The 12731-nt window shown below is 59.3% G+C and carries 15 protein-coding genes; 7 read left to right on the top strand and 8 right to left on the bottom strand.

What is annotated here, in order from left to right:
• The 7 genes from THIDRDRAFT_RS20850 to THIDRDRAFT_RS20825 all read right to left on the bottom strand — a co-directional run.
• Positions 1-332, bottom strand: a 332-nt coding sequence (locus tag THIDRDRAFT_RS20850; protein ID WP_007042901.1) for a DUF4381 domain-containing protein, incomplete at its 3' end; no start/stop codon positions are given.
• Positions 332-1249: a DUF58 domain-containing protein gene (locus THIDRDRAFT_RS20845; RefSeq protein WP_007042900.1), complete on the bottom strand. Its 918-nt coding sequence runs from the start codon at positions 1247-1249 to the stop codon at positions 332-334. The genes THIDRDRAFT_RS20850 and THIDRDRAFT_RS20845, both read right to left, overlap by 1 nt.
• Before the next feature lie 63 nt (positions 1250-1312).
• Entirely contained in the window at positions 1313-1552 is a 240-nt protein-coding gene (locus tag THIDRDRAFT_RS20840) for a hypothetical protein (protein ID WP_007042899.1), read from the bottom strand.
• Positions 1539-1745 carry a type II toxin-antitoxin system HicA family toxin gene (locus tag THIDRDRAFT_RS24935; RefSeq protein WP_083827544.1) on the bottom strand — a complete coding sequence of 69 codons (207 nt, stop codon included), beginning with the start codon at positions 1743-1745 and terminating at the stop codon, positions 1539-1541. Before THIDRDRAFT_RS24935 ends, THIDRDRAFT_RS20840 begins: the two co-directional genes overlap by 14 nt.
• A 111-nt stretch (positions 1746-1856) precedes the next feature.
• Positions 1857-2309 carry an SF0329 family protein gene (locus THIDRDRAFT_RS24930; protein WP_083827543.1) on the bottom strand — a complete coding sequence of 151 codons (453 nt, stop codon included), beginning with the start codon at positions 2307-2309 and terminating at the stop codon, positions 1857-1859.
• A 99-nt stretch (positions 2310-2408) separates the two neighbouring features.
• Positions 2409-3818, bottom strand: coding sequence for a hypothetical protein (locus tag THIDRDRAFT_RS25900; RefSeq protein ID WP_139058846.1), 1410 nt, complete (start codon positions 3816-3818; stop codon positions 2409-2411).
• A gap of 108 nt (positions 3819-3926) precedes the next feature.
• Positions 3927-4883, bottom strand: a complete 957-nt coding sequence (locus THIDRDRAFT_RS20825) for an AAA family ATPase (protein WP_007042897.1) — start codon at positions 4881-4883, stop codon at positions 3927-3929.
• Positions 4884-5674: 791 nt separating this feature from the next.
• Between THIDRDRAFT_RS20825 and typA the strand changes: the two genes are divergently transcribed.
• Positions 5675-7489, top strand: coding sequence for a translational GTPase TypA (gene typA / locus THIDRDRAFT_RS20820; RefSeq protein ID WP_007042896.1), 1815 nt, complete (start codon positions 5675-5677; stop codon positions 7487-7489).
• A 9-nt stretch (positions 7490-7498) separates the two neighbouring features.
• Positions 7499-8557, top strand: a complete 1059-nt coding sequence (locus THIDRDRAFT_RS20815) for a PA0069 family radical SAM protein (protein ID WP_007042895.1) — start codon at positions 7499-7501, stop codon at positions 8555-8557.
• Between the two features lie 107 nt (positions 8558-8664).
• Here the strand turns inward: THIDRDRAFT_RS20815 and THIDRDRAFT_RS20810 are convergent, their stop codons facing one another.
• Positions 8665-8877, bottom strand: coding sequence for a hypothetical protein (locus THIDRDRAFT_RS20810; protein ID WP_007042894.1), 213 nt, complete (start codon positions 8875-8877; stop codon positions 8665-8667).
• A gap of 377 nt (positions 8878-9254) precedes the next feature.
• Between THIDRDRAFT_RS20810 and pip the strand changes: the two genes are divergently transcribed.
• From pip to THIDRDRAFT_RS27160, 5 genes are all read left to right on the top strand, one after another.
• Entirely contained in the window at positions 9255-10217 is a 963-nt protein-coding gene (gene pip / locus THIDRDRAFT_RS20805; RefSeq protein ID WP_007042893.1) for a prolyl aminopeptidase, read from the top strand.
• Positions 10214-10651, top strand: a complete 438-nt coding sequence (dtd, locus tag THIDRDRAFT_RS20800; RefSeq protein ID WP_007042892.1) for a D-aminoacyl-tRNA deacylase — start codon at positions 10214-10216, stop codon at positions 10649-10651. The genes pip and dtd overlap by 4 nt, the downstream gene beginning before the upstream one ends.
• A 165-nt stretch (positions 10652-10816) precedes the next feature.
• Complete coding sequence (locus THIDRDRAFT_RS20795) at positions 10817-11218, top strand: hydrogenase maturation nickel metallochaperone HypA/HybF (RefSeq protein WP_007042891.1); 402 nt, start codon at positions 10817-10819, stop codon at positions 11216-11218.
• A 53-nt stretch (positions 11219-11271) separates the two neighbouring features.
• Positions 11272-12171, top strand: a complete 900-nt coding sequence (gene hypB / locus THIDRDRAFT_RS20790; protein ID WP_007042890.1) for a hydrogenase nickel incorporation protein HypB — start codon at positions 11272-11274, stop codon at positions 12169-12171.
• Positions 12172-12247: 76 nt separating this feature from the next.
• A complete protein-coding gene (locus THIDRDRAFT_RS27160; protein ID WP_007042889.1) occupies positions 12248-12718 on the top strand; it encodes a hypothetical protein in 471 nt (156 codons plus the stop codon).
• Positions 12719-12731: the final 13 nt, after the last annotated feature.

The following is a 12731-nucleotide window of genomic DNA, read 5'->3' as shown; positions in this document are numbered from 1 at the left end:
GCGGGCCGGCCCAGCCGGGCCATGGCGATGCGCCGCAGCAGCTCGGAGAGATCGCTGGCAATCGCCTTGGCATCCGCCCCGTCGCGCAGCCGGCGCCGCAGATCGCGCAGGGCGGAGGCCGCGTCCCAGCGCCAGGTCCCGAGCGTGATGCCGGGGATGGGCACCCGCAGACTCAGCGGCATCCGCCAGCGCCAGATCAGATATCCCAGCACCAGACAGGCGAGCGCGACCAGCCACCAGCCGGGCGCCGGCGGCCACCAGGACACCGGCGGCATGTCGCGGATGTCGCGCAGCTGCTGGAGCCTTTGAACGGGTGTGAAGATGGGATCCATTAGACGGCTCGCGAGCGCGCGCGCTGTTCGAGGTTGCGGATCAGGGTGAGATGGATCTCGGCGTCAGTGCGCACCGGCAGCAGCAGGATGTGCAGCCGATGCGCCATCGCCTGCAGATGCTCGCGCCGCGCCTCCCAGGCCGCGCGGAAGCGGGCCTTGGCCTCGGCGTCGTCGGTGTCGATCTCGATCAGGCTGCCGTCGGTGCCGGTGAAGGTCGCCACGCCCATTGAGGGGATCTCCCAATCGGCCGGGTCGTCGACCGGGACCAGGACCACGGTATTGCGCTGGCAGAGATCGCCCAGCACCTGCTCCAGTCCCACCACCTCGCGGTTGAGATCGGCGATCACGAACAGCAGCGAACCGGTGGGCAGTCCGGTGGTCGCGCGGCGCAGGGCACCACCGAGACAGTCGATCGAGGGATCCATCCGGGTCCCCGGCTGGCTCAGCGTGCGCAGGACCTGCCACAGTGCCCGCCGCCCGCGCGAGGGCCGGAAATGCTGAAGCCCGGTCTCCGGATCGCCGAACACCAGACCGCCGACCCGATCGTTCAGCCGGCTCGCCGCCCAGCCGATCAGCGCCGCCGCCCGCGCCGCCTGGACCGACTTGAAGGTGCCTCGGGTGCCGAAGCTCATGTGCGGCCCCTTGTCGACGCAGAGCACCACGGACCGCTCGCGCTCCTCGCGGAAGATCTTCATGTGTGGCTCGTTGGTGCGGGCCGTGACCTTCCAGTCCATGTAGCGGATGTCGTCGCCCTCGCGGTACTCGCGCACCTCCTCGAAATTGACCCCGGCACCCCGGAACACCGAGGCATAGAGTCCGGCGAAGGCCGAATTGACCAGATGATGCGACTGCAGACCCAGGGTATGGGCCTGATGGCGCAGTTCGAGCAGATCGTCGAGTCGAGGGTAGAGGCTCATTCAGGTCCCATCATGATCCGAGGCATGGATAGAGCGCGTCGATGGCCCATTTCGATGAACGGATCAGGCGACATCCTGCAGCCTGTTCACCAAATCCTGGCCAGAGGTAGCGGCCGGAAGCGGCTTGCCGTCCTGTCGATAAAGATCGATCACCTCCTCGACGATCCGGCACAGCTCCTTGAACACAGACACCTCGTCATCGCCGTGGCAGCCGCCCAGCATGAGGCCAGGGCAGCTGCCCACATAGCACTGGTCCTCCTCGGACCATTCCACGACCTTTGCGTAACGATCAGCGTCTTTCATTCCTGGACTCCGCAATGGCTCGCTCAACGGCCCTGACAAGGTATTTCTTGGCATCGTCGCCAGGCTTTCCTGGGACAGTGATGGGCTTCTGGAGATTGGGATGCACGAAATTACGATGGCTCCCCTTGCCACCACGATCGACGAACCCGGCCTTCTCCAAAATCGCAATCAGCTCGCGAACCTTCGGTGGCATTTCAAACGCTTGCCGGTTGGGGTGAGGCGTAACCCGACACTTGATGCCTTGTTACAGATCGAAAAACGCGAACGATGCGGTTCGTCCCTCACCGCATCCTACGCATTGAATTCAATTGTTAGCGCCATCTAGCCGTACGGCGATTACTTTTTGCGCAGCTTTGTTATTAATTGCACTCCTTAATTCAGGGAGGCGCCGAGCTCCAATTCTCTTATCGGAGGCCCTAAGTATGTTGATCAAGCCCCAATAATCACCTTCAAATGTCTTTGACATGATTTCGTTTTTTGGAGTATCAATATATTCTCGAACTAATACTGAGATAGCAGATATGTCTGCAAGATAAGGATACCATTCCAAACATGATCTACTTGGATGATAGCTTTTAACAAAGTCTTTCGGATAACCCCATATTACTTCTTTTCCTAGCGTTATCCAGTAGCGTGGGAGATTTGTGCTACCCATATTTGAGTCCATACGGTAGCTACGGCATTGCAACTGCAAATCGAGTCCATCAGCACGGAACAGATAAAATTCTTTCTGAAATTTACTCCAAGGTCTTGACATCTATTCGATTCACTATTTCGCGCTAACGTTGGCCTCAGCCGCCGTCCAAAGGCCGCTCGCTTTGCTCGCAGCCCTTTGGACGGCGGCTGCAGGCTATTGTTAAATTTGATTTGCGTTTCTAAGCTCAAAATCATTCCACATCCATACATCATCTTGTTGCCAGCCTAATACCTTTAACAGTATTCGTTCAGACAAAAATTGTAGCCGAATCAAATTACTATGCATATCTGAAAATGAGGTTACTTCGCCACTATGGAAGAGTTGATTTCGTATTTTGGTTGCATCCTTCAATCCATCCTCAAATTTCATTTCTTTCCATAGCCCCTCTGTGTTTACCTCCAAGACATTAATTGCCTTCAACAGCTTATTATTAAATGAAAACCTCTTCAATTCAGGAAATTTAATTACAATTTCGTCGTAGTACTCATGTAAGCTATCATCAGTATCGAGTTTAACGCAGGCCCTAAGACTTCCCTCGATACGCTTCCACGGGCCACTTGGAATACTTGTTCTTATATTTTTCGATTTTAAAATCTCTTCAATGATAAACTCTAGTGACATAAAGCAAAGAAAATATGCCTCTTCAAGGTATTTTGTTCGAGACAAAGATAAATACAATATCGCTTTACTTACGGCACTTGAAATACTACTCTTCAATGTAGCGTTAGCAATTTTATGAAACTTATACCCTGCAAGATTCCAACTAGCCAAAAGCGGCTCCCCTTTTGTCCGCTCCTGATTTTCTAGTAATCTGAACCTTTGCAATGTAGGAAGGGATAATTCCGGATGCGAATTTTCCCTAATGAACGTGTAACGAATTTCATAAATTCGCACCGGAACTCTGTAAGCCAGACTCAACACACTGCATATAATCTCAAGGTGCGTCGTCAACTTTTCATGAACATCACCAAGGCATAAACCGCAAACATCGGTAAGCTCTAAAAAAGCAGATGTACAATCAAAGCTGAAAAGCGCACTTCTGTTTAAAATCTTGTCTTCAAAAAATTCGCTTTTCTTACCTATATACATTCTCCCAAAGTCAATATCCCAGTATGATCCTTCCAGATCTAGCTCATGTATTTCTACGCTACCATTTGAGTTGAGTATTCTAGTAGAGTTTTTTGACAGCAGGCCGCCGGGGGATAACTTCGCCTCAATTATGCATTTAGAGCTTTCTGGTATAATTCGGCCTCCAATTCCAATCAATATTGATTGTGCGGATATCGTAATGATTCCAGCATTATTTTGTGATATCCCATAAATCCCATTTACGGTTACTGCCTCACCATCACTCCATGCGTTTTCTATTAATAGATCTTTTCCTCTATTGATATATATTTTCTCATGGATGTCGCGTAGATTTTCAGCACCAGAAATGACCGTTAAAGTTACATCTAAACTGGTCGCGTCAAGTTTATCGTAAAATATATTTACAGCGACGGGTATCCGCTCTGCACCTGGCATTACCAGATTTCCATTGAAGCGAATATTCTGGATGCGTTCGTTCATTCACTTACCAAAGCTAACAGTTGATTAAACAAAACCCGTAATTATGGTACTAGATGGATTCAGTCATTTCTGCGCTAGACAGATTGGCCCCAACCTCCAACCACCCTTTTAAGGAATCGCCACCAAGCTCAGCAGCTTTTTAATAAAGGCATCCGTGGTAATCCCCTCCGCCTCAGCCTCGAAGGTGAGCAGGATGCGGTGACGCAGAATCTCGGGGGCGACGGATTGGATGTGGTGGGGGGCGACGAAGTCGTCGCCGTCGAGCCAGGCGCGGGCACGGGCGCAGCGGGCCAGGGCGATGGAGGCGCGGGGGGAGGCGCCGAAGCGGCACCAGCGGCCGAGGTCCTTGTCGTAGAGCTTGGGCTGGCGGGTGGCCTGGACCAGGTCGACGATGTAGCTGTGCAGCTTGGGATCCAGATAGAGTTCGGCGACCACGCGGCGCATGGCGAAGAGCTCAGCCTGACTCAAACGCTTGGCGGGCGGTTCGTCGCTCTGTGTCTGCTGCCGGCCGTCCAGTTCGAGGATCTGGAGTTCCTCCTCGCGCGTCGGATAGGTGACGACGGCCTGCATGAGGAAGCGGTCGAGCTGGGCCTCCGGGAGGTGGTAGGTGCCTTCCTGCTCGACCGGGTTCTGGGTCGCCAGCACCATGAAGAGTTGGGGCAGCGGATAGGTCATCTGACCGACCGTGATCTGGTGCTCGGCCATCGCCTCTAGCAGCGCGGACTGGACCTTGGCGGGGGCGCGGTTGACCTCGTCCGCCAGCAGGAGATTGTGGAACAGCGGCCCCTGGCGGAATTCGAACTCGCCCTTGTCGTGACGGTAGATGTCCGTGCCGATGAGGTCGGAGGGCAGCAGGTCCGGGGTGAACTGGATGCGGTGGAAGTCCCCTTCGAGCGCCTCCGCCAGCGCTTTGACGGCCGTGGTCTTGGCCAGGCCGGGCATGCCCTCGACCAGCAGGTGTCCGTCGCTCAGCAGACAGACGAGCATGCTATCGATGAAGGCCTGTTGGCCGATGATGCGCGAAGCGATGTGCTCGCGAACGCTGTGCAGGTCGGTAGGCGTCATGCTCGAAGAGGCCCTCTGTCCTGTTGGCTGTATCCCGTCGACTGGCACGGGTCGTCGATCGGCGGCGACTCAGGGCCGAACACCGAGCCCAGTCGTCACGCCCTGGCGGATCCTCGGCCCATCTTGCGATCGAATCTATGCTGTCCCTTTTACACTACGAGCGCAAGCCCGGTGAATGACCCGAAGAATATTGATTTATCAGCATATTAATATCGCTGATCACGCACGTTCACGGAAATTTGGGAAGGCCGCCCCATGCCGGAACCGAGCAACCGGGCGCCGTACACTCTGGTGGACAAAACGGATTTGTTCACATGTGTCAAGAGGGTGTCACAGAGAGATGCCTCTTCATTGACGGGGCCTGCGGCTGGCTTTGCGAAAAACCGCAATCAATTGATAAATAAGAATTTATTTAAACCGATCAAAATTCAGCCAATCTGTTTCAAGTCCAGCAACGACGCGTGCTGGAGGCGATTGCCTGGATATTGCCCACAGAGTTATCCACAGGAATTGTTAACAGAGCGGAAAACCTTTGGCACATCGGTGCGTTGCGACGATGTGACGATAAAAAGTCGGAGGATTGAGGCCTAACTCGCTGGAAGATGGTTCGCGGTCGATGAACGGCCCACTCGGTTCTGTGATATGCACCGATAATCCGGCGCACGAAGGGTATATAATCGGGAGTCGGCCATTCGTGTCACGCCCAATCCTTCCGAGGCGCTCGTCCCCGCCGCCGATTTGTGTCCAGTACATCCTTGACTAACCTTTGCCACTGCTCGGAGCCTTCCTCAGTGATCGAAACTCTTCGTAATATCGCCATCATCGCCCACGTCGATCATGGCAAGACCACGCTGGTGGACAAGCTGCTCCAGCAATCCGGCACGCTCGGCGACCGCTTCGGGCCGGTGGAGCGGGTGATGGACTCCAACGCGCTGGAGAAAGAGCGCGGTATTACCATCCTGTCCAAGAACACCGCGATCCGCTGGAACGATTACCGCATCAACATCGTCGACACCCCCGGACACGCCGACTTCGGCGGCGAGGTTGAGCGCGTGCTCTCGATGGTCGACTCGGTGCTGTTGCTGGTCGACGCCCAAGAAGGCCCGATGCCGCAGACGCGTTTCGTCACCAGCAAGGCATTCGCGCACGGTCTGCGCCCGATCGTGGTCATCAACAAGATCGACCGTCCCGGCGCGCGTCCCGACTGGGTCATCGATCAGGTCTTCGATCTGTTCGACCGACTCGGTGCCACCGACGAGCAACTCGACTTCCCCATCGTCTACGCCTCGGCGATCAACGGCTATGCCGGTCTCGAAGACAGCGTCAGCGACGGCGACATGACCCCGCTGTTCGAAGCCATCGTGGAACACTGTCCGGCGCCCGAGGTGGACCCGGACGCCCCGTTCCAGATGCAGGTCTCGACGCTGGACTACAACTCCTACGTCGGCGCCATCGCCGTCGGCCGTATCCGTCACGGCAGCGTGCGCCCCAATCAGCAGGTGGTCGTGGTCAAGGCGGACGGCGAACGTCAAAAGGCCAAGATCGGTCTGGTCTATGGCTATCTGGGACTGGAGCGCCATGAGGTTCCGGTCGCGACCGCCGGCGACATCGTCGCACTGACCGGTATGGAGGCCCCCGGCGTCTCGGACACCTTCTGCGACCCAGAGCACGTCCATGCACTGCCGCTACTGACCGTCGACGAGCCGACCGTGACCATGACCTTCCAGGTCAACACCTCGCCCTTCGCCGGCAAGGACGGCAAGTATCTGACCTCGCGTCAGCTCAAGGACCGTCTGGAACGCGAGCTGATCCATAACGTCGCGCTGCGCGTCGAGGAAGGCAACGATCCGGAGAAGTTCCGCGTCTCCGGTCGTGGCGAGCTGCACCTGTCGATCCTGCTGGAGAACATGCGCCGCGAGGGCTTCGAGCTGGCGGTATCGCGTCCCGAGGTCATCTTCCGCGAGATCGACGGCCAGATCTGCGAGCCTTTCGAGCAGCTGACGGTCGATCTGGACGAAAGCTCGCAGGGAGCCATCATGCAGGCGCTCGGCGAACGTCGCGCCGAACTCAAGGACATGGTGCCGGACGGCAAGGGCCGGGTGCGTCTCGACTACGAGATCCCCTCGCGCGGACTCATCGGCTTCCAGACCGAGTTCATGTCCCTGACCTCGGGCACCGGGCTCAAGTACCACGTCTTCGATCGCTATCGTCCGGCGAACATGGGCGGCATCGCGCCTCGACGCAACGGCGCCCTGATCGCCAACGCCACCGGCAAGGCGCTCGGCTACGCCCTGTTCAACCTGCAGGAACGCGGACGCATGATGGTCGCGCACGGCGAAGAGGTCTACGAGGGCCAGGTGGTCGGCATCCATTCGCGCGACAACGACCTCACGGTGAACCCGCTCAAGGCCAAGCAGCTCACCAACATCCGCGCCGCCGGCTCGGACGAGAACATCCTGCTGACCCCACCGGTCAAGTTCACGCTGGAGCAGGCGCTGGAGTTCATCGAGGACGACGAGCTGGTCGAGATCACGCCCGCCGCCATTCGGGTGCGCAAGCGCTATCTGAAGGAGCACGAGCGCAAGCGCGCGAACCGCGGAGGCTGACGAGAATCCTTGGGCGCAAAACCACCGCCCAAGGGTCGCGGCGCGCTCGGCAATCCGGGCAGCCGCTACCTCTCGCACACCACCGAGACGGTGGATGACGGCTGGCACAGCAACGCGCCGCCTCCACTACGCACGACCCTGAGCGTCGACCATGTCCGGTCGGCGCTCAGTTGGAACGACGCGCCGGACATCCCCTTCGACCGCTCGCTCAATCCCTATCGCGGCTGCGAGCATGGCTGCATCTACTGCTATGCCCGTCCCTACCACGCCTGGATCGATCTGTCGCCGGGACTCGATTTTGAAAGCCGGCTGTTTCACAAGCCCGACCTGCCCGAACGTCTGCGCGACGAACTCGGTACCCGCTCCTATCGCCCGGCCCCGATCGCCATCGGCACCGCAACCGATGCCTATCAGCCGATCGAGCACACGCTTGAGCTGACCCGACGCACCATCGAGGTGCTGCTCGACTGCCGCCATCCATTCACCATCATCACCAAATCGGCCCTGATCGAACGCGACACAGATCTACTCGGCGCCGCAGCCGACTTGGGACTGGCACGGGTCATCCTCAGCATCACGACGCTACAGCCAGGGCTCGCCCGGACGATGGAACCACGCGCGGCCGCGCCCACGCGACGGCTGCAGACCATCGCCACGCTCGCGAAACAGGGAATTCCGGTGGGGATCATGATCGCACCCATCATCCCGGTGCTGACCGATCACGAATTGGAGCGCCTGATGGCGGCAGGACGCGAGGCCGGCGCATGCGCGGCCTGCTATTCGCTGCTGCGACTGCCCGGAGAGGTTTCAGGGCTGTTCCGGGAATGGTTGGATGAGACGGCGCCGGACGCCAGCAAGCACGTCATGAATCGGCTGCGCGAGATGCATGGCGGACTGGAGCAAGACCGACGATTCGGCGCCCGCATGACCGGATCGGGCGTCTACGCCGATCTCATGCTGCAGCGTTTCAGACTCGCCGAGCGGCGGCTCGGCTTCGGGCCACCGCCGCCGCTACGATGCGATCTCTTTCGGCCGCCAGACCGGCATGGACAGCTCTCCCTGTTCTGAGCCCATCTTCGGCGAAGCGGTCCTACGCCCAGAAACTCGCGGGCAACGTATTCCAGACTTGCTGGATATCGACACCGCCGCCGATGCGGGGGCCGAGTGAGAACGGATCAGCCGATCAGCTTCTCGCAGTCGGCGATGAGCTCATCAAGCAGTTGGACCGACGAGGTGGCGTCGCGCTTGATCTCCTTGAGGAAGTCGAGCTCGCTCTTGGAGATATGGCCGTCGGCCAGTAGTGCCTTGCGCAGGGTGTTCACCTCTTTCTGACTGATGTGGCCATCCGCCAGGGCAAATGCTTTCGCGACGTCACGCCATTGGGCCATGTGAATCTCTCCTTCTGAAATATTCAGATGAAACAGATAGTTGATGGTGATCGAACCCGCCACACCGGGCAGATCCCGTGCCGCCCGACCGGCATCACCAGATCGCGGTAAATACCGAATCCAAGGGCAGTCGGACCTTTGACGGCATTTGAGCGCATGGGTTCATCCTCTCCGCCCATGGATGTCGAAACCTCCATGGCGGTCCCGGATTTTGACGTGTTGGGTGTCTGATTCGCGCATCCTATGGGAGGCGGCTGACCAGAACTCGGGATCAGGGCTCTGGATTGGGGTTGTTATAATATTTGGTCTAACTTTCGCTTCTGGGGCGAATGCCGTTCTGATTCGTCGCCACGCACTCACTGACTATTGGCTTACGCATGGACTCCTCAGGAAACACCCTCTATCCGCCCGTCGAACCCTTTGCCGTCCATGAGATCATCGTCGACAACGGACACCATCTCTATGTCGAGGAGTGTGGTCGCCCAGACGGCATTCCGGCCATCTTTCTACACGGCGGCCCCGGTGCCGGATGCGAACCGGCGCATCGCGGCTTTTTCGATCCATCGCGCTATCGCGCCGTGCTTTTCGATCAGCGCGGCTGCGGCCGCTCGCGTCCCCACGCATCCTTGGAGGCCAATACCACCTGGGACCTGATCGCCGACATCGAACGCATTCGCGAGGAACTGGGAATCGACCGCTGGCTGGTGTTCGGCGGCTCCTGGGGCTCGACCCTGGCGCTGGCCTACGCCGAGACCTACCCAGAGCGCGTCTCCGCGCTGGTGGTGCGCGGCATCTTTCTGTGTCGCGACGCGGAGATCCGCTGGTTCTATCAGGAGGGCGCGAATTGGGTGTTCCCCGACTACTGGGAGGACTATCTGGCCCCGATCCCGGTCGAGGAGCGTGACGACATGCTCACGGCCTATCACCAGCGCCTCATCGACGAAGATGCGTCGGTGCGCATGGAAGCGGCCAAGGCCTGGTCGATTTGGGAGGGACGAACCGCGACACTGCGCGGCAATCCCAATATTCAGGCGCATTTCTCCGACTCACACGTCGCCCTGAGCCTGGCGCGGATCGAATGCCACTATTTCGTCAACCACGCATTCCTGGCGCCGGATCAGCTGTTGCGCGATGCAGGACGTCTCGCCGACATTCCGGGCGTCATCGTTCAGGGGCGTTACGACCTCATCTGCCCCATGCGCTCGGCCTGGGAACTGCACCAGGCCTGGCCAAACGCCGATCTTCAGGTGATTCCGGATGCCGGTCACTCGGCATTCGAGCCCGGCATCAGCAGGGCGCTGGTGGCGGCCACCGACCGCTTCGCGCGGGAACTGGCTTGATTGGCCTGCTGCAACGGGTGACCCAGGCTCGGGTCGAGGTTGCCGGCGAGACCATCGGCGCCATCGATCGCGGCCTGCTGGTCCTGATTGGCGTCCAGAAAGGCGATACCGAGCCGCGCGCCGACCGACTGCTGGAGCGACTGTTGGGGTATCGCGTCTTCCCCGATGCCGACGACCGCATGAACCTGAGCCTGCGCGACATCAACGGCGGACTGCTCCTGGTGCCCCAGTTCACCCTAGCCGCCGATACCCGCAAGGGCACCCGCGCCAGCTTCACCTCGGCCGCGCCACCGGACGAGGGCGAGCGATTATTCGATTATCTGATCGCCCAGGCCCGAGTTACATTCACCAACATCGAGACCGGACGCTTCGGCGCCGACATGCAGGTACATCTGGTCAACGAGGGTCCCGTGACCTTCTGGCTGGAGACCTGAGCGACCGTCACCGCTCGACGGAACGGCGGATCCTGCGATTCACTGCATCGCAATGTCGCTCAGGGATGATGTGCCTGGACCAAGGCGGTCCGAGATCCCCATAGGGATTGACGCCCCCGGCTAGCACCGGGCCTCGCTTGACGCATCGACTCGGAGTCCATACTGATGCACGAACTCTCGCTGTGCCAGGCACTGCTCGATCAGGTCACCCAGATCGCCCGAGATCATGGAGCAAGCCGGGTCGACCGCATCCTGCTCAAGGTCGGCCCGCTCTCAGGCGTCGAACCATCGCTCCTGAAGCACGCCTATCCGCTCGCCGCGACCGGCACGCTCGCCGAGTTCGCCGAACTGGTCATCGAGCCCGCCGAGATCCGGGTGCATTGTCACACCTGCGGCGCCGATACCGAGGCGAAGCCCAATCGGCTCTTGTGCGGCGCGTGCGGAGGCTTCCAGACCCGACTCATCAGCGGCGATGAAATGCTGTTGGCCAACCTGGAGCTCATCGTCCCGGATCAGGATGACATAGACGCCGAACAGCCAGCGGACGCGCGGTCCAGAGAACACTAACCCTTCCTCCCAGCGATGGCTTACACTGACTTTTTGGCTGGGAGATGCTCATCATGTGCAATACCTGCGGCTGCAATGTGACACCCGGTAACGAGCACCTGGTTCGCGGCAATGGCAAGCTCGCAACGACCGAGGATGGTCGAACGGCCGTCACTGTTCTCAAGGGCCTGTTGTCGGAAAACGACCACCAGGCGGCCCACAATCGCGAGCACCTGGATCTTCATGAGGTACTGGCCCTGAACCTCATGTCATCCCCAGGTGCGGGGAAAACCAGTCTGCTGGAGGCGACCATCGAAGCGCTTGGGCAGGATGTGCGCATTGCGGTGATCGAGGGTGATCTGGAGACCGAAAACGACGCCGAACGCATCCGAGCCAAGGGGGTTCAGGCGATCCAGATCGCAACCGGCAGCGCCTGCCATCTAGACGCGCATTTGGTCCATGAGGCGCTCCACCACATCGACCTGCACGACATCGACATCCTCTTCATCGAGAACGTGGGCAATCTGGTCTGCCCCGCGAGCTTCGATCTCGGACAGCATCGCAACGTCGCCCTGATCTCGGTGCCTGAAGGGGACGACAAGCCGGCCAAATACCCGGTCATGTTCCGCTCCGCCGATCTCGTCCTCTGCAGCAAGGCGGATCTGCTCCCCGTGCTACCCGAATTCCAGCCTGATCGGGCCGAGCGCTATCTGCGCGATCTCGCCAGCGCGGCCCCCTTCGAGGTGATCTCGACCCGAGGCGATGGCGACCTCCAACCCTGGCTGCAATGGCTGCGCGACGAGCTGAACACCCAGCGCGCGCGCCTGGAACAGGGCCGCTCGACCCGACCGAACATCCAGCAGCATTCCACCAAACCGCACAGCGAAAGCGGCAAAGATCAGGATCACAGCCATCACCACCATGGCCATCACCATCATCACGACCAAACGCATGCGCACCATCATCACGACTGAATCCGCGCAGTGACGTGACAACCAAACCGACGGCATCTTTCGTTCCAATAAAACCATATCAGGAGGATTTGCGACCGTGAGCAAGACCCAGAAGACCCTCACCACGCTTTCGCTCACCGCCGTGCTCGGCTTCGTGGCCGTCGTCCCGGTGAGCCATGCCTTCAACTTCGGCAACATGATGAATCCGAGCCGCTGGATGAACGGCAACGATCGCTATGACGACGAACCCTATTACGGCAGCCCCTACGGCGCGCCCTTCGGTGGCTACGGCTATCCCGGCGCCTACGGCGCACCTTACGGCGGCATGCCCTATGGTGCGCCTGGATTTGGCGCTCCTCCGGCCACGTATGGCGCACCCGCCTATGGCGCGGTGCCTGGCATGCAGCCCTCGGCACCTGCGGCGGCACCAGCGGCCAGCGCGAGTCAGAGCGAGATCGAGGCACTCAAGCGTCGCATTGAGGAGCTGGAGTCCAAGCAGCAAAATCAGCGCCCGCAGGGCAACGAGTGGCCATCGGCCCCAGCATTCCGTCCGATGAATCAATACTGACCGGCCATACCTG

It is taken from the genome of Thiorhodococcus drewsii AZ1 (genome assembly GCF_000224065.1).
In the GTDB taxonomy this organism is placed as follows: Bacteria; Pseudomonadota; Gammaproteobacteria; order Chromatiales; family Chromatiaceae; genus Imhoffiella; species Imhoffiella drewsii.
The sequence above is the reverse complement of the archived record's forward strand: the minus strand, read 5'-3'. Positions and strand labels throughout refer to the sequence as shown.